Source organism: Devosia neptuniae (assembly GCF_025452235.1).
Lineage (GTDB): Bacteria > Pseudomonadota > Alphaproteobacteria > Rhizobiales > Devosiaceae > Devosia.
The window spans coordinates 1,115,814-1,133,932 of sequence record NZ_CP104965.1 but is presented as its reverse complement, the minus strand read 5'-3'; the positions used below and the strand labels follow the sequence as shown (position 1 = coordinate 1,133,932).

Sequence of the window (18,119 nt, the reverse complement as noted above, 5' to 3'; positions counted from 1 at the left end):
ATGACCCCGCCCCAGCGCATCGGCGTGCTGACTTTTCACCGCTGCATCAATTACGGCTCCTATTGGCAGGCAAGATGTCTCGTTGAAGGCCTGCGCGAACGCGGCCATGACGCAGTGCTGCTCGATCACCAGTCGAGCCGCATCAACCTGGCCGAATGGCGCTGCGCCCTGCGGCCCGTTCCCGAGGCGCCGCGGGACGCCCGCTATCGGGCCAAAACCCGGAAGTTCTTTGCCGCGTTCGAGGCGCTGCCGCTGTCGCCGCCTTTTCCGTTGCAGGGGCCGGAACAGAGCGAGCCATACGATCTGGTGCTGGTGGGTAGCGACGAAGTGTGGAATCTCAGCCACCCCTGGTATGGGGGCAAGGCGCTGTTCTATGGCGAAGGCCTCAGGGCCGGCCGGCTCGCCGCCTATGCGGCAAGTTTTGGCAGTCAGTCGGGCGCGTTGGACCCATACTGGTCCGCGCAATTGAGCCGGTTCGACGCGATATCGGTGCGGGACCGCAATTCGCAGGACATTGTCGAAACCGCGCTCGGCATGCGGCCGCCCCTCGTGCTCGATCCCGTTCTGCAGTTCGCCCATCTCGTGCCGAAGGCGGCTGTGGACGCGCGGCCCTATGCGCTCGTCTATGGTCATGGTTTTCCGGATTGGCTGATACGGGCGGTGACGGGCTGGGCGCAGCGGCGCGATCTGCAGCTGCTCAGCGTGGGCTATGACAATCCCTGGGCCGACATGCAGCGCATCGATGCCGGCCCGCTTGAATTCGCTGCCCTGATGGCCGGTGCTGCGGCGGTCATCACCAACTTTTTCCACGGCTGCGTCTTCGCGGTGATCAACGGCAAGCCCTTTGCCACCGCGCCCTCGGACTATCGTTTCAACAAGGTGCGCGATCTCGTCGCGGCTTTGGGGGCCGAGGCGCATATGGTGTCGGAAAGCGCCGATGAGTGTCGCTATGACCATATCCTGACGCAGCCTCTCGATCCGCTTATCGCGCGCCGCATTGCCTCGCTGCGGGCCGAGTCGGAGGCCTATCTAGATGCCGTCCTCGCCTGAAATCGCGATCAGTCCGCGCCAGATTATCGCGTCTGGCATGTGCATCGGCTGCGGCGCCTGTGCGGCGGGATCGAACGCTCACATGACGCTGGACGCCTATGGCCAGTTCAAGCCCGCTGGGCCCGGCACACGGGATCGCAGCGCGGCATTCGGCCGGATTTGCCCCTTTTCGCCTGCTGCGTCCAATGAGGATGAGTTGGCTTCCCGGCGTTTTGCCGCCACCCCGCAAGTCGATGCTCGCCTCGGCCATTTCACCGCCGCCTATGTTGGCGCGGTGGCGGAGGGCGGTTACCGTCAACACGGCAGTTCGGGCGGCATGGTCAGCTGGGTCGCCGCCGAATTGCTGCGGCGCGGCCTGATCGACGGCGTGGCGCATGTGCGACCCGCCACGGACGGCCCACATTTCCGCTATGCGATATCCCGCACCGCCGACGATATCCTTGCCGGGGCCAAATCCCGCTACTACCCCGTCGAGCTCTCGGGCATTCTTGCTGAAATCCGGACCGTGCCGGGGCGCTATGCCATTGTCGGCATTCCCTGCTTCATCAAGGCGGTCCATCTGCTGCGGGCGGAAGATGCGGTCCTGCGCGAGCGCATCGCCTATACGTTGGGCCTGTTCTGCGGCCACATGAAGAGCGCAAGGCTGGTGGAGAGCTTTGCCTGGCAGATGCACACCGTGTCCGAAGCGGTGGCCCGGCCCGAATTCCGGCTCAAGGGGCCGGAGCGGCCCGCCAATTGGTATACGGCGCAACTGACCCTGAGGGATGGCGAAGTGCGACAGCAGGATTGGTTTAACCTTGCCGACGGCGATTGGGGCGCCGGCTTCTTCCAGAACTCCGCCTGCAATTGGTGCGACGATGTCATGGCGGAAACCGCCGATATCTCTTTCGGCGATGCCTGGGTGGAGCCCTATTCATCGGATTGGCGCGGCACCAATGTGGTCGTAGTTCGCACGCCCGAACTGCACGACATCGTGCAAGCCGGCATTGCCCAAGGCAGGCTGGAGCTGAGCCGGGTTGATGCGGACTATGTCGCCGCCACGCAGGCGGCCGGCCTGCGCCAGCGCCGCGAAGGTCTGGCCTATCGCCTGACCTGGCGCCGCCGAGGCCGAAGGCCGCGCAGACGTGTGGCGCCAAGCAACGCTCTTCCCTTCCGCCGCAAGCTGATCTACCGGCTGCGCTACGCCATCAGCGCTTGGAGCCATTCCATGTTTCGGCTGGCGCGCTGGCAGCATGCGCCCGTGATTTACCTGAGCTGGGCTCGCGCCGCCTTGCGCCTCTATCACGGCCTCGCCTATGGCCGGGGCAGAATGGGCGCCGTGGCGCGCTGGTTGCGGCTGACCACCCGCAACGACTAGAGCCGCAGTCCCGTCTCGACCGGCGGGGATGTCCGAACGGCCGTTGCCGGGGCATAGCGCTCGATCATCTGCGCGCAGAAAGCCGCAAATTCCTCGGGCACTTGCGGCGCGCTGGTATGGTGCGGGGCGACGCCGCGATGTTCCGGCGTGAAGCAGAATGTCACCGTGACGTCGAAGTCTTCGAGCGCCTGCATTTGCCGGTCGAACCAATCCAGCGCGTCCGGCCGGAAACTGTCGGCCCAAGACAGGCCCGTGCGCAGATGCGTCACGCCCAACCGCTTCATCCAGGCCACCGCATCGTCGAGCCGATGATCCTGGTAGTGAAACCATTGCACGAGGCCCATTTCCGGTACGTGCCTGGCAAATTCCTCCAGCGCCGGCTTGGGCGTGCCGTCCTCGCGCAACAGCCCCATGTAGAAGTGCCGGTAATAGGAGGAGCCCTCGGCCTCGCGATGGCGGGTGGTCGCCTCCCATTCGCGCGGCAGGTCGTAAAGGCTGTACCACTGGATGCGGGCGGCATTGCCTCTGAGCAATTCGGCCGTGCGCCTGAGCCCCCACACTTGCACCTCCTCGGCGCCGAAAGTGGAGACACCCACCTCGCTCACCCAGATCGGTAAATCGGTCACGCCGCGGATTTCCTCCAGCTTTTGCGGCCAATCGTGAATCTGCCACAAATTCCAGTCGAGCGGAAAGCCATGCACCGCCACCGCATTGACGCGGTCCAGCACGCCATAACTCTTCATCCGGGTCATAAAGCCGGGATCGATCGGGGAAATGCCGCCCAGCACGCGCGTCACGCCCGGATTGGCCTCGGCAATCGCCTCGGCGGCCAGGTTGACCATCTGGCCGAAGCGCATCCAGTCCGGGTCGATTTCAGGGTCCCAATGCGATTTGTTGTTGGGCTCGTTCCAGATCATTGCCGCTTCGATCATGCCCGGCCTCCCTGGCTTGGATAAATTGGAAACGCCTGGGCCGGCCGCTCCGTCGTGCGGCAGATATAGACCTCGGCTTCGGGATGCGCGGTGATCTCGAAACCGGCACTGCGCAGCATGGCTTCGGCGCAGGCCGCGTTGGGCACAAACCAATTGGTGGGATCGTCGGCATAGCGGTTTTCGATGAAATGCAGCTTGGGAAAGCCCGGCTCGTCGAACAGCGCCGCATCCGAAAACGGATAGTTTTCCGCCAGCGGCAAGATCTCGGAACTGCCGCGTTGCATGGACTGGAACACCAGCAGGTCACCCGCGACATGCTCGCGGATCAGGTCCAGCGCCAGTAGCGGATGGCGCAGGTGATACAGCACGCCCATGAAGATCACGACGTCGAATTTTTCGCCCAGCGCCCCGACATCGTAGACCGACAGCTTGCGGAATTCGATGTCAGCTTCGGCCACCTGGGCGGCAAAGCGCGCCTGCTCCAGATAGACATCGTCAAAGTCCACGCCCAGCACCCTTTCGGCACCGCGCTTTTTCATTTCGATCGAATAGAACCCGGCATTGCAGCCGATATCGAGCACGCTCTTGCCGCTCAGGTCAGCCGGAATGGCATGGGCGAATTTCTGCCACTTCATGTTGGGGTAATCGCCCAGGAAATGCTCGGGGGCGGTGCGCACACCACCCAGCTCGATATTGTGGAACCATGGGCCAAGCGCCTCGACCTGCTGGCGTATTTCGGCAGCGGACAGTGTCATGGAATTGCCTTTCGGGATCACGGGGTGATTTCGTTGAGCGTCAAAAGCTTGGCGCCCCATTCGCCGATCGCCAGTGTGGTGATCGAGGCGGGCGCAATATCGAAGCGCTGCCAGGCATCGATGGGCAGGCCAAGTACGTGGCCGACAATGGCGCGGATCACGTCGGCATGGCTCACCAGCGCCAAGCGGGCATCGCCGGGGCGGGTGGTGATGTGCCGGATAAAACCGATGGCGCGGCGCTGCACATCCAGCATGGTTTCCCCGGCTGGCGTCTCGGCCATGCTGCGCAAGGCGTTCCAGCGGCGCCAGTCTTCGCGCTTGCCCAGTTCGGTAAAGGTGCAGCCCGACCAGGAGCCGAAATTAACCTCGTCCAGCGCTTCCACCGTCTCGATTGGCAAATTGCCCCGCGCTGCTGCCACGGCGGCAGCGGTCTGCTGGGCGCGCTCGCGCGGGCTGGCAAAGAGCGCGTCGAAGGGCTCCCGCGCCAGCCGCGTACCCAACCGCTCGGCCTGCGCCAATCCGTCGGGCCCGAGCTGCACACCCGGTGCGCGGCCGGCCAGATAATTGGCCACCTGGTCATGGGCGGCGTGACGCAGCAGATAGATCGTGCTGGTCACTCGGCGGCTCCGAGCAAGGGTTCGTCCGCCCCGGCAATGAAATCCTCGGTGCGCCGGCGGGCCTCGTCATCGGTAAACTGGCGGGGCGGCGATTTCATGAAATAGCTCGAGGGCCCGACCAGCGCGCCGCCAATGCCACGGTCCAGCGCCAGCTTGGCACAGCGCACCGCATCGATCACCACGCCGGCCGAATTGGGCGAATCCCAGACCTCGAGCTTGAGCTCGGCATTGAGCGGCACGCCGCCGAAGGTCGTGCCCTCGAGCCGGATATAGGCCCATTTGCGGTCGGTCAGCCACGGCACATGATCGCTGGGGCCAACATGCACATCATCGGCCGGCAGCGGCACATCGAATTGGCTGGTGACCGCCTGGGTCTTGCTGATCTTCTTGGATTGCAGCCGCTCGCGCTCCAGCATGTTGAGGAAGTCGGTATTGCCGCCGAAATTGAGTTGGTAGGTGTGGTCGAGCCGCACGCCACGGTCGCGGAACAGATTGGCCAGCATGCGGTGGATGATGGTGGCACCCACCTGGCTCTTGATGTCGTCGCCCACGATCGGCAGGCCGGCGGCAGCAAAGCGCTGCTCCCATTCCGGCTTGGAGGCGATGAAGGCGGGGATGCAATTGACGAAGCCGCAACCGGCCTTGAGCGCCTCTTCGGCGTAAAACTGGCTAGCCATTTCCGAGCCGACGGGCAGGTAGGAAACCAGCACATCCACTTCCGCATCGCGCAATTCGGCTGCCACATCGGCTACTGGCGCATCGGCCTCCGTGATTTCGTCTTTGAGGTACTTGCCGATGCCATCAAGCGTATTGCCGCGCTGCACGATCACCCCGGTGGGCGGCACATCGGCGAAGCGTTTGGTATTGTTGGGCGCGGCATAGATCGCCTCGGCCACGTCGCGGCCGACCTTGGTGCTGGCAATATCGAAAGCGGCGACAACTTCAATGTCGGAAACATGATAGCCGCCCAGATTAACATGCATCAACCCGGGCACGGGTTCATTGCCGTCGGCATCACGGTAATAGGTCAGGCCTTGAACCAGCGAAGATGCGCAGTTTCCCACGCCGACCACCCCGATGCGCACTTTCCGTCCTGTCATTGCCATGCTCCGCTCAAACCTTGCTGATGAGGCCAACGGCACCTGCCAAGCTTTGTTCCTGCGCACACATTGAGCGGGACGGAATCCATGTTGGTTTATGGCGATAGCGAGCGGAGCGAGAACGCCGGAGCGCTGGTTGCCGACATTCGCGCTCGGCTTGCAGCCTATGCGGCCATGCCGGCCGGGCTGGAACGGCATCAGGCCTTGGTTGCGGCTTTCATTCGTGCCAGCGAACTGGTGCAGGGCATGGCCGACGCCGAATTCGCCGCCCTAGCTGCCGACGAGATCAGTCAATCTCGGCAGATAGGCGCCGCGCTGCTTCTCGGTCTGGCGCAGATGGTGCTGGAATCGTGGGATAGTGGCTTCACCAATATGCATTCGCTGCCAGACGGCACCGCGTTGGACCTGCTGTCCGGCGCCGGTACGATCCGCACCAAACAGGCCGAAGGCTATGCCTTCTATGCACTCTACCCGGAGGCCTTTAGTGCGGCGGCGCGGCAATCTGGATTGCGTCCGGACACCACCGTCATCGGCATTCGCAGCATAGGGGTAGGGCTGGCGGCTATGGTGGCGGCGACGCTTGGTGCGCGTGAAATTTTTAGCGTCCGGCCCACCGGCCATCCCTTCGATCGCCACCTCGCCATTCGGCCAAGCCTGGCCAAACGGCTCCTGGCGGGCAGGGGCGATTACGCAATCGTCGATGAGGGCCCCGGCCTGTCCGGCAGCTCCTTCAATGGTGTCGCCGACTGGCTGGTCGAACATGGCATTGCCGAACAGCGCATCCATTTTTTCCCCAGCCATGATGGTGCGCTTGGCTCTGCGGCCCGTGATGAACACCGGCAGCGCTGGGCCCGGGCGCGCAAACACTACGTTTCGTTCGATCAACTGGTCTTCAATGCTCCCCACCCCGAGCACCGACTGGAAAACTGGCTCGCCACCATCGTAGGTCCATTGCAGGCGCCGTTGCGGGATCTGTCCGGAGGGACATGGCGGACTTTGCGCGCCGAACCGCTGGAACTCTGGCCGCCGGCCGATCCGGCTATGGAAAAACGCAAATTCCTGGCAATGGCTAATGGCCGGCGCTGGCTGGCAAAATTCGTCGGGGTCGGCTCCAGCGGGCAGGCCAAACTAAAGCTGGCGGACGAACTGGCCCAGGCCGGTTTCGCCCCGGCGCCGGCAGGACTATGTCATGGCTTTCTGATCACCCCTTGGCTGGAAGCGCAGCCCACGACGTCGGTGCCGTCCATGGACCGCGTGTTGGACTATCTGGCATTCCGGGCCGGCCGGCCAGCAGACAGCCCCGGCGCCAGTCTGCCCACGCTGTTCTCCATGGCGATCCATAATTTCGGGGAGCACTGGGGTGAGGCCGCCGCCGATGCCGTTCGCACCGCCCTTGGCGATCCCGGCCGTTTCGCCCCCGTGCCCTGCCAAACCGACAATCGCCTGCATGCTTGGGAATGGGTGCACGGCCCGGACGGCTGGTCCAAGCTCGATGGGCTCGACCACCACGCCAGCCACGACCTCCTCGGCTGCCAGGATATCGCCTGGGACCTCGCCGCCGCCGGGGTGGAGCTGGATCTATCGGCAGCGCAATGCGCGGCACTGGCAGATGCCCTCGCCGCCCGCATCGGCCGCCCGCTCAGCGCAGAATTCCTCGCCGCCAATCGACTATGCTATCTGGCATTCCAGATCGGTCTATGGACCATGGCGCTTGCCCGCAACGGCGAAGATGAGCAGCGCCGTATCAAGCCGCTCATCGTCCGCTACGAGGCGCAGGCCCGCCGGGCGCTGCAATGGCAAACTCCTGACTAAAGTTCGCCCTTAACCCACATTAGCGGCCGGAACTGTTGCCCCGTGATCCGGCTTTTCCTGCTTTCCAGAGGAGAACAAAATGCTCAAGGCCCTGTTTCTGACGGCTTCCCTGCTGGGGACCACCGCCGCCTATGCGCAGACCGCGCCCGCCGCACCAGCCGCGACCGCTCCTGCGGCGATCACCGATCCGCAGCAATTTGCCGACATGGCCGCATCTTCGAACATGCTGGAGATCGAAACGAGCCGCCTGGCGCTGGAAAAATCCAGCAGCGACGAAGTGAAGGCCTTCGCCCAGCACATGATAGACGATCATGGCAAAGCCGCCGAGGACATGAATGCGGCCGCCCAATCCGACAGCATCAGTCCGGCGCCGGGCTTGCAGCCGGCCCATCAAAGCAAGTTGGATGAGCTTTCGGGCCTCGAGGGCGAGGCGTTTGATCAGGCTTACATTGCTGCCCAGGTCGCGGCGCATGACGAGGCGGTGGCGCTGTTCGAGGGCTTTTCCACCAGCGGTGCGGATTCCGCGCTCAAGGTCTTCGCGGCCAATACCCTCCCCACGCTGCAACAGCATAAGCAGGAAATCGACGCCATGGCGGCGCAATAAGCTACAGCCGGCGCGGCCAGCGACCGCGCCGGATTTCTAACCCGTATGTCGGTTTGTCGATGGCAAAATGCGCGCGGCAGTCGCGTCGGCGGTTTGCCTCGTGTAGCGTAATGAGGTGATGAACGAAGAGACCCAGCAGGATAGCCCGATGACCGATGCCCAGAAGTTTCCTGTTGTCGGCATCGGTGCGTCGGCCGGCGGCATTGCCGCCATGGAGGGTTTCTTCAAGGGTCTGCCGGATCGGTGCGGCATGGCCTTTGTGGTGGTCACCCACCTCAACCCTGAGCACGAGAGCTTGCTGCACGAAGTCATCGCCCGCTTTACCGCCATGCCGGTGCGGGTGGTGGAGCAGGATGCTTTAGTCGAACCCGACACGGTCTATGTCATGCCGCCCAACGGCATCGTGACTATCGATGATGGGCTGCTGCGCCTGCGCGAACCCGATCCGGTGCATCGCGAGCGCAAGCCGATCGATATCTTTTTTGCTTCGCTGGCCACCCAATATGGGGAATATGCCATCGGGATAGTGCTGTCCGGCGGCGATGGCGATGGCACGCTGGGCGTCAAGGCGATCAAGGAGCGCGGCGGTTTGACCGTAGCGCAGACTGCGGACCAATATGGTCCCACCACGCCCTCCATGCCGCAAAGCGCCATTTCCAGCGGGCTCATCGATATCGAGGCCAAGGCCGATGAAATGGGCCAAAAGCTGATCGACTATGCCGCCAGCTTCGATGTGCTCGAAAACTTGACCCTGCATGAAGGCGAGCAGCAGGAAGGCGCCATCGAGCGGGCCAAGGCCGAGATTTACGCTGTGCTGCGCAGCCATTCCGGGCATGATTTTTCCGGCTACAAATCCAAGACCTTCCTGCGCCGCGTCCGCCGTCGCATGCAGGTGCGCCAATTGACGTCGCTCGAAGGCTACGTGGAGTTGCTCAAACGCGAAGCGCCCGAGGTGATGAACCTGTTCCGCGATCTTTTGATCAACGTCACCAATTTTTTCCGCGACGCCGATGCGTTCAAGCTGCTGGAACAAACCGTCATTCCGCGCTTGTTCGAAGGCAAGACGGCCGGCGACACCATCCGCGTCTGGGTGCCCGGTTGCGCGACCGGGGAGGAAGTATTCTCCATCGGCATCCTGATGCGCGAGTATATGGACAAGATATCCTCGCCGCCGCCGCGGGTGCAAATCTTCGCCACCGATATCGACGAGGCGGCCCTGTCGGTGGCCCGGCTGGCGCGCTATCCAGAAGCCTTGCTGGGCGGCCTGTCACCGGAGCGCCGGCAGCGCTTCTTCCACCTCGATGGCGCCAGCTACGTGCTCAGTAATGACGTGCGGGAGCTGTGTATCTTCTCCCCGCACAGCGTCATCCGGGACCCCCCGTTCTCGCGCATGGATCTGGTGTCCTGCCGCAACCTGCTGATCTATTTCGGCCCGGATATCCAAAGCCGCGTCATCCCGACCTTTCACTATTCCCTGCGCCCTGGCGGCTATCTGTTCCTCGGCACCTCCGAAGGTATTGGCCAGCATGGCGACCTGTTCGCGCTGATCGACAAGAAGCAGCGCATTTTTCAGGCGCGCGAACATGTCCAGCCGGCGCCGCGCCTGCTCAGCCTGGTCGGTGAGAGCCGGACCGGCCTGTTTCCGGGCGGGCGGGAACGGCCGGCGCAGGCCACTTATCCCCTGCGCCAGGCGGTCGAAGCCCAGGTGCTGGAACGGTTCGCCCCGCCCCATGTCGTGGTCAATGGTGATGGCGACGTGGTCTATTACTCCGCGCGAACCGGGCGCTTCCTCGAACCCTCGCCCGGCGCGCCCAGCCGTCAGTTGCTGACCATGGCGCGCCGCGACCTGCGGCTCGAGTTGCGCTCGGCCCTGCGCGAGGCGGTGGAAGCCCAACGCGCCGTGATCAAGCCCGATCTACCGCTCGACGACGACGCGGGCCGGGTGCAATTGGTCACCATAACGGTCGAGCCGATGCTCGAGCGCGGCAATGGCGAGCCGCTTTATCTCGTGCTGTTCAACGTCACCGGCCCGGCGCGCACGAGATCGGACACCGACGTGGCGAGCCAGGGCGTCGATGGTCTGCTCGATCTGGATCGCGAATTACGTGACACCCGGGAGCGGCTGCAATCGACCATCGAGGAATATGAAACAGCAGTTGAGGAACTGAAGTCGTCCAACGAAGAACTCGTTTCGGTCAACGAGGAGGCGCAGTCCACCAATGAGGAACTGGAAGCCTCCAAGGAGGAAATGCAGTCCCTCAATGAGGAGCTCAACACCATCAATACCGAATTGATCGGCAAGGTGGAGGAACTGGACCGGGCCAATAACGACCTCAAGAACCTGTTCGAAAGCGCGCAGATCGCCACGGTCTTTCTCGACCGCAATCTGGTGATCCGCAATTTCACCCCCGCGGCCTCGGCCTTTTTCAACCTGCGCGTCAGCGATGTCGGCCGGCCGCTGACCGACCTGGCCAATCGCCTCGAGTATCCTGATCTCAAGGCCCATATCGAACAGGTTTTCGCCACCGGCAAACTCATCGAACACCAGCTGCCGCGCGATGGCGAGCGGCGCCACTATCTCGTGCGGCTCATGCCCTATCGCGAAGAGGCCAAGACTATTCAGGGCGTGGTGGTTTCGCTGACCGATGTGACGACGCTGGCAGAGGCGGAAGAACACCAGCAGGTGCTGATTTCCGAACTCAATCACCGGGTCAAGAATATGCTGGCGGTGGTCATTAGCATCGTCAACAGCACGCTGGATGGCGCACCCGATCACCCGGCCCATGATGCGCTGGTGGGCCGCCTGCGCGCCATGGCGCGCGCCTATAGTGCGCTGTCGCGGGTCAAGTGGTCCGAGGTAGCCTTGGCGGATATCCTGCGCGACGAGACCGAGCATTTCGGCCAGGAGCATTTCACTAGCAGCGGTCCGGATGTGCGGTTGAACGCCCAGCAGGCGCTTTCGCTCGGCATGGTTCTGCATGAACTGGCGACCAATGCCGCCAAATATGGCGCCCTGACCATGCCCAATGGCACAGTCAGCGTCAGTTGGAACAAGACCGGCCCTGATCTGTTCATCGAATGGCAGGAACATGAGGGCCCCGCAGTGAGTCCGCCCTCTGCCACCGGCTTCGGGCTCTCGCTGCTCGAAGGCGAGATCGGCTATCGCCATGGTGGTACGGTCGAGACCATCTTCGACCCGGCCGGGCTGATCGTGCGCATCAAGCTGCCTGACTCAAGGTGATCGCGATGGCGTCATACCGCGTCCTCATCGTTGAAGACGAATGGCTGATCGCCCGGGACTATGTCTCGATCCTGGGCGCGGCCGGCCATGTGCCGGTCGGCCCGGCCGCGAGTGTGATAGCGGCAGAGGCCTTGCTGGACAACGAGCAGGTCGATATCGCGCTGCTGGACTACAAGCTGGGCGCAGGCACCAGCGCGACCCTGGTGCAACGGCTTAACCAGGCGGGTATTCCGTTCATCGTTTCAACCGGCCACGCCAAAGCCGACCTGCCGGAGGAATTCTCCTCAGGTGCCCTGGTCGCCAAGCCGGTCGATCCCCGCAATCTCGCCGCGACGATCGAGCGATTACTACAGGCCCGCCATACCTGAATCGCACAACTTAACCTATGTTAGCTGTGTGCCCGAACGGACCTGATATGGTTTTCGCGAAGGAATAACATGACCCAGCCCCATGGCGATCTCCGCGTTCTGATCTGTGAAGACGAATACCTGCTGGCGAGCGACCTGGCTAACGAGCTGGGCAGCCGCGGGGTGGATGTTGTGGGCGTCATGGGGCGCGTATCGGAAATCAAGACGGCCCTCGAAAGCCCGGATTTTGCTGCCAATGCCGTTGTGCTGGACGTGCAATTGCTGGATGGCATGGCGCTCGATCTGGTCGCCCCGCTGCTGGCCAAGGGTGTCGCCGTGGTGTTGTGTAGCGGCTATGGAACCCGCGATCTGCCGCCCGAGTTTGCCCATCTCCCTTCGGTCGGCAAGCCGACCGATACCGATCAATTGCTGGCCGCCCTGGCGCGCTTTGACCGACCGCACGATACGATTACCGCTCCATGACCACTCAACCCGTTGTCACCCTAGAGGATTTTGTCGAACCCGCCGCTTCATCGGCCGATAGCGCGCTGAACGTCTTCATCCGCCGTCTCAAGGCGCTTTATCCACTGCAAGCGCACGAGCTCGCGGCCTTTGTCGCTCTCGTGCACGACATCTCTCACGTCCCCTCCCACTCCGAAATTCTCAAGGACGGTGTGCCCAGCCGGGAGGCCGTGGTCCTGCTGGAAGGGCTGGCTTGCCATTACCGGGTGCTGGACAATGCGCGCCGCCAGATGACCGGATTTGTGGTGCCCGGCGATTTCTGCGATTTCGGATTTCTGTCCTCAAGCCCCGTGCGCCAATGCGTGATGAGCCTGGGTCCGGCGGTGATCGGCAAGATCAATTTGGAGCAATTCTCGGCTCTGGGCGATAAACTGCCCAATATCGTGGTGGCCACCATGCGTGCTGCATCGATAGAGCAGGCTTGCGGCCGCGAACTGGTCATCAGCCTGGGTGCGCGCGATGCGCTACAGCGCCTGGCCCATTGCCTGTGTGAAATGTACAGCCGGCTCAGAATAGTGGGCCTCGTCAGCCAGAACGATGCGCGCTTCCAGCTTGCCCTGACCCAGGCTGAACTGGGCGAGGCGCTGGGCCTGTCCACAGTTCACGTGAACCGCACAATCCAGCAATTGCGCAAGAAAAACCTGATCACCATGGCGCAGGGCGAAGTCAGAATTCTGAATTTTCCGGGCCTGGCCGCCATTGCCGCGTTTGACGGTAGCTATCTAGCCCCTGGCTAGGGCGCAGCGTGCGGGCCAGTGCCCGGGCAAAATTCTGGGCCGGCGCTTGCCGCGCCGGCGCCACGGCCGGTGCGGGCATCGCGCTGGACAGCCGGGTGGCCGGGCGACGTGTCATGGCGACGATTTCCGACACCAGTTTTTTGCAATCGAGCGGCTTTTCCAGTAAGGAAGCGTCGCGGAACCGGGCCGGCAGCGCCTGGCGGTCATAAGCGGTTGCAAACAGGATTGGCACACCCTGATTTTGCAGCAGCTCGGCCACGCCGAACACATTGGTGCCATGGAGCCTTATATCCAGCACCGCAGCATCGATCTTGCGGCGCCCGATGAGTTGGGTGGCATAAAACGGAGTGGGCGCCGGGCCCAGCACGGTGGCACCAAGATCGCGCAATTCGCGGCAGATATCGGTCGCCAACAAGAAGTCGTCCTCGACGACGACGATCCGCTTGCCATTGAGATCTGCTACGTCTTCCATTGTGCTCCACCCGCCTGTGTAGCCTGGCGTCGATTGCCGCCAGCGCGGCCCGCCCGCCGCTCCTCCGAAACGCAACCCGCTGCCTGGCGCTTCGTTCAATTCCGTTAACCCATATTAAGCCATCCGCGTTCCGTGACCGATGCAAGGAACCAGATCGCTCTCTGCTGCTTCATCGAATATGCAAGCACCCACAAGTGAGCAGATCCGCGATCGCATCGACGCTGGCCAGACCGGCGAAAAGGTCGCCATGCCCGATCCTGCGGCCGCGCCCCTGGGCAGCGATGCCGAGGCGGCCGGCAATCCGCCAACGGCGCAGGAGCGCGCCATGGACGCTGCTGCTACCCCAGCACCACCGGAAAAGGGGCATGAATTGGCCGGCGGCTTCATCTATGCGGCGCTGGTTCTGGCTATCGCCGTGGCATTGGTGTTCATCGTCCTGCTGGCGCGGCCGTGAGCTCCGCCCCGGTTTCAACCTCCCCGCCACGCCGCGCCGTCGCCATCGGCGGCTCGACCGGCGCCATGCCCGCCATCCGGCAAATCCTGCAGGACCTGCCCGATACCGTCTCGGCGCCACTCTTCCTGGTCCTGCATATCGGCGCCGAAGGCCGCAACTTTCTGGCCGATGCACTGAGCGCTGCCGGGCCTCGCACCGTGCTGACCGCCGAGGACGAGCAGCCAATTGCCGAAAACTGCGTCTATGTGGCGCCGGTCGACCGGCACCTGCTGGTGCTGGATCGAGTGATCCGGCTCGGCCGGGGTCCGCGTGAAAATCTGTCCCGTCCCGCCATCGACCCGCTGCTGCGATCCGTTGGCGCTTCTTATGGCGGTGGCGCCATCGGCGTCGTGCTCAGCGGCCGGCTCAATGACGGGGCGGCCGGCCTTGCCGATCTCAAGCGCTGCGGCGGCACCACCATGGTGCAGAACCCCAATGACGCCGTCGCGGCCGACATGCCGATTGGTGCGCTGGACGCCAGCGCCATCGACTATCGCGCCCCCGCCGGACGATTGGGTGGAGCCCTCGCGGATTTGCTCGCCGAACCGCCCGGGCCCAATCTCCCCGTGCCAGATGCCGTGCTGCTCGAGATCGATATTGCCCTGGGCCGGCCCTGCCTGACGGCCGATATCGAAACCTTTGCCGATCCGGTGGCTTTGTCCTGCCCCAGTTGCGGGGGCGTGCTGTCACAGGTGCGTACCGGCCCATTGCGCTTCCGCTGCCAGGTCGGCCATGCCTTCACCGCCGACATTTTGGCCAAGGAACAGGAGGGCGCGCTCGACGAAGCCGTGCGGATCGCGCTGCGCATCGTTGAGGAACGCGCCCAATTGATTGATCGCCTTGCCCGCGATTCCGACGCCGCCGGCCGCAGCCACAGCGCCCGCGATTTCGCCCGCAAGGGCCAGGAATTGCGCCGCCACGCCGATGTGCTCCGCCGCGCCGCGCTGGGGCAGATGTAGCTTTATCCTTGGGCGAGGAAGAATATGGTGCCGAACACCAGAACGAAGACCAGCACTGCCAACACGATCCGCACCATGCTGCCATAAGGCTTGCTGCCCAGCACGACGCGCTCGGCCTTGCCGCGGCCGAGTTCGGTTATGGTGCTGTCGGTTTCCGGGCGGGTCGAGGGTTTGCGCATTTCTGTCATCCAGTGAACCGCCGACCAACGCCAGCCATGTCATCCGGTTGCTCTCTGGCCGGGCCCGCCTCACGCGCTTAACCCAGGTTGGTTGGAACCGGCGCAGGCCATCAAGGTTATGCAACGACACGAGGAGGTACAAAATGAGCCGCGATGGACTGCCGACAGGGTCAGGAACCGCCGGGCCGGATCGGGATGTCGCCGATCCGCATCCCGAAACGGAGGACGGTTTCCACCACAACCAAAAGCCGGGCGGCGCTAATCCGCCGCGCCACGATATTGGTCCCAATCCCGGCAAGCATGATGGCAAGGCGCCACCGCGGCCGCGCAATGCCGAGAATGGACGCCGCCAATGAACATTGCGAACCTGCAGCTGGAAGGCCTTTATCTGGCTCTTGCCGCCATCAACAATGCCTTGGTGGAGAAAGGCGTGTTGAGCCGGGAAGAAATGAGCCTGGCCTTGCGCCGCGCCGAACAGATCGCGGTAGGCGACGATCGCATGGACGAACTCAGCAGTGCCGAGCGGGAGGCCGTGGCTTTTGCGCCAAGATTGCTGCTGCTGGCCAATGATCGGGCGGCCTCGGATCCGGCGAGCTTTTCCGAACTGGCGCGCTTGGTCGGGCAGACCAAGCGGCCGCATCCCGATCAGCTCTAGGGGTCAGTAGCGCCCGCGGATGCGATCCAGAATCTGGCTCAGGATGAGCTGTCCCGCCGGCGTGAAGGTGATCTTGCCGTCATGGCGCTGCGCCAGTTCGTACCGCTCCAGCTCCGCCACTGCCTCCGGATCAACCCGGTGCCCGGCATCGTCAGCAGCCACGATAGCCGTCACCGCATCGCCGCTGCCGAGCTGGTGATAGACGGCAAAGGCGAAGACCGCCAATGCCTTGTCACTGAGATCGTTGGGAGTCGTCATCTATTGATCCTCTCGCCCATCGGCAGGTAATTGCCGGCGGCGCGAGAAGTTCCCGGCACGAGAGCCGGGTGTGGCATCTTGAACCAAGCTCGCCGCGCTCCTAATTCATCCTCGTCGACATGGTTTCGACGCTGATCCCCCTGCACTTGAGGTGCACTGCGAATTGGTGAAAATGCTATGGAAACACAAGATCTAAGGACATCATCGCGCTTCGACTACGCCGCCATGGGCTTGGCATGGAACCCCGATCTGGCCCGGTTCAGGGCCGAGTTGCACAGGCCAGTCGCGCTGATGCGACTGCATGTGAGGGACTGACGATGAACAATCCAGCCTTCATGCTCGACGATGATCTCGATGTGCGCCGGGCCGATCTCGTTGGCTATTATCATCCGCGTGAAATCGTCTCCGATGCCAGTCTGACGCTGAGCCGGCGCCGGGCGCTGCTGGCCTATTGGCTGTCCGACGTCAATGCGGTGCGTGGCGCCCCAGGGCTGCGCCGCTCCAAGGCCGGCGTCACCGTCTCGGTCGATCAATTGCAGGCGGCCCTCTGCCAGCTTGATCAGATGAGCGATAGCGTGCCGCCGCCCGAAAACGCTCCGGCGCTATTCGCCTGACTAAAGGAGCGCCCCGCATCCCCGGGGCGCTCGCTCCTAGCCGGCTTCCCGCTGGTCACGTGCCACGGCAAAACTATTGGCCGGACGGGCAAGGCCCAAATTTTCCCGTAAGGTCGTGCCTTCATATTCATGCCGGAACAGGCCGCGGCGACGAAGGATGGGGACCACCTGGTCGACGAAATCGGTGAGACCCGTCGGCAGGATGGGCGGCATGATGTTGAAGGCGTCGGCGGCCCCGTTCTCGAACCATTCCACCATGGCGTCGGCAATCTGCTCGGGCGTACCCACCACCGTCCGATGGCCACGCGCCCCCGCCACGGCGAGATACAATTGCCGCAGCGTCAGATTGTTGCGCTCGACCAGGTCCGTCACCAGTTTGAGCCGGCTCTTGTTGAGCTCGGTGTCGGCCGGCAATGGCGGCGCGCGGTCGTCGAGTGAATAGCCCGAGAGATCCACGCCCTTATAGTGCCGCTGCAGGATGCTCCAGGCGATCGATGGGTGGATCAGGGACTGGATGTAATCGTAATTGTCCTGCGCCTCCCGCTCGGTACCACCCAGCACCGGGAAAATGCCAGGGCTGATCAGCAGGTCTTCCTGGCTGCGCCCGTAGCGCGCCAGCCGTCCCTTTACATCGCCATAGAATTCCTGCGCATCTTCCAGTGTCTGGTTGGCAGTAAAGATCATTTCGGCGGTGCGCGCCGCCAGTTCCCGCCCGGGCTCGGACGCCCCGGCCTGCACGATCACCGGATAGCCCTGTACCGGGCGCCCGACATTGAGTGGGCCGCTAACAGTGAAGAACGTGCCGGAATGGTTGAGCTGATGCACCTTGTCCGGGTCGAGATAGATGCCGCTCTGCTTGTCGCGGATAAAGGCATCGTCCTCGTAGGAATCCCACAGGCCCTTGACCAGATCGACGAATTCTTCGGCCCGCTTGTAGCGGTCGGCATGGGCGGGATGGCCGGGAATGGAAAAGTTGTTCGACACATCGGCGCCCGTCGTGACCACGTTCCAGGCCGCCCGCCCTTTGCTGATATAGTCGAGCGAGGCAAATTTGCGCGCCAGCAGATAGGGGTCTTCATAGGTCGTGGAGGCGGTGGCGACAAAGCCGATATGGCTGGTTACCTGGGACAGTGCGGCCCACAGCGTCACCGGTTCGAAATGGGCGCCCTGGCTCGAGCGCCGCAGCGCTTCGGGGTCCTTGGTGCGATCCCAGCCGGCCGGGCTGTCGGCGACGAAGACCAGGTCGAACGTGCCCCGCTCCGCCGTCTGCACCAGTTCCTTGTAATGGTCGATATTGAGCCCGGCATCGGCTTGCGAATCCGGGTGCCGCCAGGCGGAAACGTGATGTCCGGTCGCCATGATGAAGGCGCCGAGCTTGATCTGTCTTTGCTTAGCCATATTCATCTCCCTCAAAA

Annotated in this window: 21 protein-coding genes; 13 read left to right on the top strand and 8 right to left on the bottom strand. The window is 63.4% G+C overall.

Features of this window, described 5'->3' with window-relative positions; all coding sequences use genetic code 11:
* Window positions 1-1,050: a polysaccharide pyruvyl transferase family protein gene (locus N8A98_RS08190; RefSeq protein ID WP_262170568.1), complete on the top strand. Its 1,050-nt coding sequence runs from the start codon at window positions 1-3 to the stop codon at window positions 1,048-1,050.
* A complete protein-coding gene (locus N8A98_RS08185; protein ID WP_262170566.1) occupies window positions 1,034-2,407 on the top strand; it encodes a Coenzyme F420 hydrogenase/dehydrogenase, beta subunit C-terminal domain in 1,374 nt (457 codons plus the stop codon). The genes N8A98_RS08190 and N8A98_RS08185 overlap by 17 nt, the downstream gene beginning before the upstream one ends.
* Here the strand turns inward: N8A98_RS08185 and N8A98_RS08180 are convergent.
* Genes N8A98_RS08180 through N8A98_RS08165 form a run of 4 tightly spaced genes read right to left on the bottom strand, consistent with a single transcriptional unit; the run spans window position 2,404 to window position 5,811 of the window.
* The gene (locus N8A98_RS08180; RefSeq protein ID WP_262170565.1) at window positions 2,404-3,339 is read right to left on the bottom strand and encodes a glycoside hydrolase 5 family protein; all 936 of its coding nucleotides are present in this window, start codon (window positions 3,337-3,339) and stop codon (window positions 2,404-2,406) included. The genes N8A98_RS08185 and N8A98_RS08180 overlap by 4 nt on opposite strands.
* Window positions 3,336-4,094: a TIGR04290 family methyltransferase gene (locus tag N8A98_RS08175; RefSeq protein WP_262170563.1), complete on the bottom strand. Its 759-nt coding sequence runs from the start codon at window positions 4,092-4,094 to the stop codon at window positions 3,336-3,338. The genes N8A98_RS08180 and N8A98_RS08175 overlap by 4 nt, the downstream gene beginning before the upstream one ends.
* A gap of 17 nt (window positions 4,095-4,111) precedes the next feature.
* Entirely contained in the window at window positions 4,112-4,711 is a 600-nt protein-coding gene (locus tag N8A98_RS08170; RefSeq protein ID WP_262170561.1) for a histidine phosphatase family protein, read from the bottom strand.
* Window positions 4,708-5,811, bottom strand: a complete 1,104-nt coding sequence (locus N8A98_RS08165) for an inositol-3-phosphate synthase (protein WP_262170560.1) — start codon at window positions 5,809-5,811, stop codon at window positions 4,708-4,710. The genes N8A98_RS08170 and N8A98_RS08165 overlap by 4 nt, the downstream gene beginning before the upstream one ends.
* An 87-nt stretch (window positions 5,812-5,898) precedes the next feature.
* Here N8A98_RS08165 and N8A98_RS08160 point away from each other — a divergent pair, with 87 nt between their 5' ends.
* From N8A98_RS08160 to N8A98_RS08135, 6 genes are all read left to right on the top strand, one after another.
* A complete protein-coding gene (locus N8A98_RS08160; RefSeq protein ID WP_262170558.1) occupies window positions 5,899-7,623 on the top strand; it encodes a hypothetical protein in 1,725 nt (574 codons plus the stop codon).
* A gap of 79 nt (window positions 7,624-7,702) precedes the next feature.
* Window positions 7,703-8,227: a DUF4142 domain-containing protein gene (locus N8A98_RS08155; RefSeq protein WP_262170556.1), complete on the top strand. Its 525-nt coding sequence runs from the start codon at window positions 7,703-7,705 to the stop codon at window positions 8,225-8,227.
* A 118-nt stretch (window positions 8,228-8,345) separates the two neighbouring features.
* Complete coding sequence (locus tag N8A98_RS08150) at window positions 8,346-11,468, top strand: CheR family methyltransferase (RefSeq protein WP_390888813.1); 3,123 nt, start codon at window positions 8,346-8,348, stop codon at window positions 11,466-11,468.
* 5 nt (window positions 11,469-11,473) lie between these two features.
* The gene (locus tag N8A98_RS08145; RefSeq protein ID WP_262170555.1) at window positions 11,474-11,836 is read left to right on the top strand and encodes a response regulator; all 363 of its coding nucleotides are present in this window, start codon (window positions 11,474-11,476) and stop codon (window positions 11,834-11,836) included.
* Between the two features lie 69 nt (window positions 11,837-11,905).
* On the top strand, window positions 11,906-12,298 hold the full coding sequence (locus tag N8A98_RS08140; RefSeq protein WP_262170553.1) for a response regulator: 393 nt from the start codon (window positions 11,906-11,908) through the stop codon (window positions 12,296-12,298).
* On the top strand, window positions 12,295-13,074 hold the full coding sequence (locus N8A98_RS08135; RefSeq protein ID WP_262170552.1) for a Crp/Fnr family transcriptional regulator: 780 nt from the start codon (window positions 12,295-12,297) through the stop codon (window positions 13,072-13,074). The genes N8A98_RS08140 and N8A98_RS08135 overlap by 4 nt, the downstream gene beginning before the upstream one ends.
* Here N8A98_RS08135 and N8A98_RS08130 read toward each other — a convergent pair.
* Entirely contained in the window at window positions 13,004-13,546 is a 543-nt protein-coding gene (locus N8A98_RS08130; RefSeq protein WP_262170550.1) for a response regulator, read from the bottom strand. The genes N8A98_RS08135 and N8A98_RS08130 overlap by 71 nt on opposite strands.
* A gap of 178 nt (window positions 13,547-13,724) precedes the next feature.
* Between N8A98_RS08130 and N8A98_RS08125 the strand changes: the two genes are divergently transcribed.
* The gene (locus N8A98_RS08125; RefSeq protein ID WP_262170549.1) at window positions 13,725-14,000 is read left to right on the top strand and encodes a hypothetical protein; all 276 of its coding nucleotides are present in this window, start codon (window positions 13,725-13,727) and stop codon (window positions 13,998-14,000) included.
* Window positions 13,997-14,998, top strand: coding sequence for a chemotaxis protein CheB (locus N8A98_RS08120; RefSeq protein WP_262170547.1), 1,002 nt, complete (start codon window positions 13,997-13,999; stop codon window positions 14,996-14,998). Before N8A98_RS08125 ends, N8A98_RS08120 begins: the two co-directional genes overlap by 4 nt.
* Before the next feature lie 2 nt (window positions 14,999-15,000).
* Here the strand turns inward: N8A98_RS08120 and N8A98_RS08115 are convergent, their stop codons facing one another.
* On the bottom strand, window positions 15,001-15,177 hold the full coding sequence (locus N8A98_RS08115; RefSeq protein ID WP_262170545.1) for a hypothetical protein: 177 nt from the start codon (window positions 15,175-15,177) through the stop codon (window positions 15,001-15,003).
* Between the two features lie 143 nt (window positions 15,178-15,320).
* Between N8A98_RS08115 and N8A98_RS08110 the strand changes: the two genes are divergently transcribed.
* Together N8A98_RS08110 and N8A98_RS08105 are read left to right on the top strand one after the other, a co-directional pair.
* A complete protein-coding gene (locus tag N8A98_RS08110) occupies window positions 15,321-15,533 on the top strand; it encodes a hypothetical protein (protein ID WP_262170543.1) in 213 nt (70 codons plus the stop codon).
* Complete coding sequence (locus N8A98_RS08105; RefSeq protein WP_113121008.1) at window positions 15,530-15,832, top strand: hypothetical protein; 303 nt, start codon at window positions 15,530-15,532, stop codon at window positions 15,830-15,832. The genes N8A98_RS08110 and N8A98_RS08105 overlap by 4 nt, the downstream gene beginning before the upstream one ends.
* A 3-nt stretch (window positions 15,833-15,835) precedes the next feature.
* On the opposite strand, the gene N8A98_RS08100 is transcribed toward N8A98_RS08105, so the two are convergent.
* Window positions 15,836-16,090 carry a hypothetical protein gene (locus tag N8A98_RS08100; protein ID WP_262170541.1) on the bottom strand — a complete coding sequence of 85 codons (255 nt, stop codon included), beginning with the start codon at window positions 16,088-16,090 and terminating at the stop codon, window positions 15,836-15,838.
* A 317-nt stretch (window positions 16,091-16,407) separates the two neighbouring features.
* Between N8A98_RS08100 and N8A98_RS08095 the strand changes: the two genes are divergently transcribed.
* The gene (locus N8A98_RS08095; protein WP_262170540.1) at window positions 16,408-16,704 is read left to right on the top strand and encodes a hypothetical protein; all 297 of its coding nucleotides are present in this window, start codon (window positions 16,408-16,410) and stop codon (window positions 16,702-16,704) included.
* Between the two features lie 36 nt (window positions 16,705-16,740).
* Here the strand turns inward: N8A98_RS08095 and N8A98_RS08090 are convergent, their stop codons facing one another.
* Window positions 16,741-18,102, bottom strand: coding sequence for an LLM class flavin-dependent oxidoreductase (locus N8A98_RS08090; RefSeq protein WP_390888812.1), 1,362 nt, complete (start codon window positions 18,100-18,102; stop codon window positions 16,741-16,743).
* Window positions 18,103-18,119 lie beyond the last annotated feature (17 nt).

What these genes read in the sequence shown, in the direction of transcription:
- N8A98_RS08110 (WP_262170543.1), top strand. Translation starts at nt 15,321, where the DNA reads ATGAGCCGCGATGGACTGCCGACAGGGTCAGGAACCGCCGGGCCGGAT.
- N8A98_RS08135 (WP_262170552.1), top strand. Translation starts at nt 12,295, where the DNA reads ATGACCACTCAACCCGTTGTCACCCTAGAGGATTTTGTCGAACCCGCC.
- N8A98_RS08140 (WP_262170553.1), top strand. Translation starts at nt 11,906, where the DNA reads ATGACCCAGCCCCATGGCGATCTCCGCGTTCTGATCTGTGAAGACGAA.
- N8A98_RS08145 (WP_262170555.1), top strand. Translation starts at nt 11,474, where the DNA reads ATGGCGTCATACCGCGTCCTCATCGTTGAAGACGAATGGCTGATCGCC.
- N8A98_RS08175 (WP_262170563.1), bottom strand. Translation starts at nt 4,094, where the DNA reads ATGACACTGTCCGCTGCCGAAATACGCCAGCAGGTCGAGGCGCTTGGC.
- N8A98_RS08115 (WP_262170545.1), bottom strand. Translation starts at nt 15,177, where the DNA reads ATGCGCAAACCCTCGACCCGCCCGGAAACCGACAGCACCATAACCGAA.
- N8A98_RS08095 (WP_262170540.1), top strand. Translation starts at nt 16,408, where the DNA reads ATGAACAATCCAGCCTTCATGCTCGACGATGATCTCGATGTGCGCCGG.
- N8A98_RS08185 (WP_262170566.1), top strand. Translation starts at nt 1,034, where the DNA reads ATGCCGTCCTCGCCTGAAATCGCGATCAGTCCGCGCCAGATTATCGCG.
- N8A98_RS08150 (WP_390888813.1), top strand. Translation starts at nt 8,346, where the DNA reads ATGAACGAAGAGACCCAGCAGGATAGCCCGATGACCGATGCCCAGAAG.
- N8A98_RS08180 (WP_262170565.1), bottom strand. Translation starts at nt 3,339, where the DNA reads ATGATCGAAGCGGCAATGATCTGGAACGAGCCCAACAACAAATCGCAT.
- N8A98_RS08100 (WP_262170541.1), bottom strand. Translation starts at nt 16,090, where the DNA reads ATGACGACTCCCAACGATCTCAGTGACAAGGCATTGGCGGTCTTCGCC.
- N8A98_RS08160 (WP_262170558.1), top strand. Translation starts at nt 5,899, where the DNA reads ATGTTGGTTTATGGCGATAGCGAGCGGAGCGAGAACGCCGGAGCGCTG.
- N8A98_RS08155 (WP_262170556.1), top strand. Translation starts at nt 7,703, where the DNA reads ATGCTCAAGGCCCTGTTTCTGACGGCTTCCCTGCTGGGGACCACCGCC.
- N8A98_RS08190 (WP_262170568.1), top strand. Translation starts at nt 1, where the DNA reads ATGACCCCGCCCCAGCGCATCGGCGTGCTGACTTTTCACCGCTGCATC.
- N8A98_RS08090 (WP_390888812.1), bottom strand. Translation starts at nt 18,102, where the DNA reads ATGGCTAAGCAAAGACAGATCAAGCTCGGCGCCTTCATCATGGCGACC.
- N8A98_RS08130 (WP_262170550.1), bottom strand. Translation starts at nt 13,546, where the DNA reads ATGGAAGACGTAGCAGATCTCAATGGCAAGCGGATCGTCGTCGTCGAG.
- N8A98_RS08125 (WP_262170549.1), top strand. Translation starts at nt 13,725, where the DNA reads ATGCAAGCACCCACAAGTGAGCAGATCCGCGATCGCATCGACGCTGGC.
- N8A98_RS08105 (WP_113121008.1), top strand. Translation starts at nt 15,530, where the DNA reads ATGAACATTGCGAACCTGCAGCTGGAAGGCCTTTATCTGGCTCTTGCC.
- N8A98_RS08165 (WP_262170560.1), bottom strand. Translation starts at nt 5,811, where the DNA reads ATGACAGGACGGAAAGTGCGCATCGGGGTGGTCGGCGTGGGAAACTGC.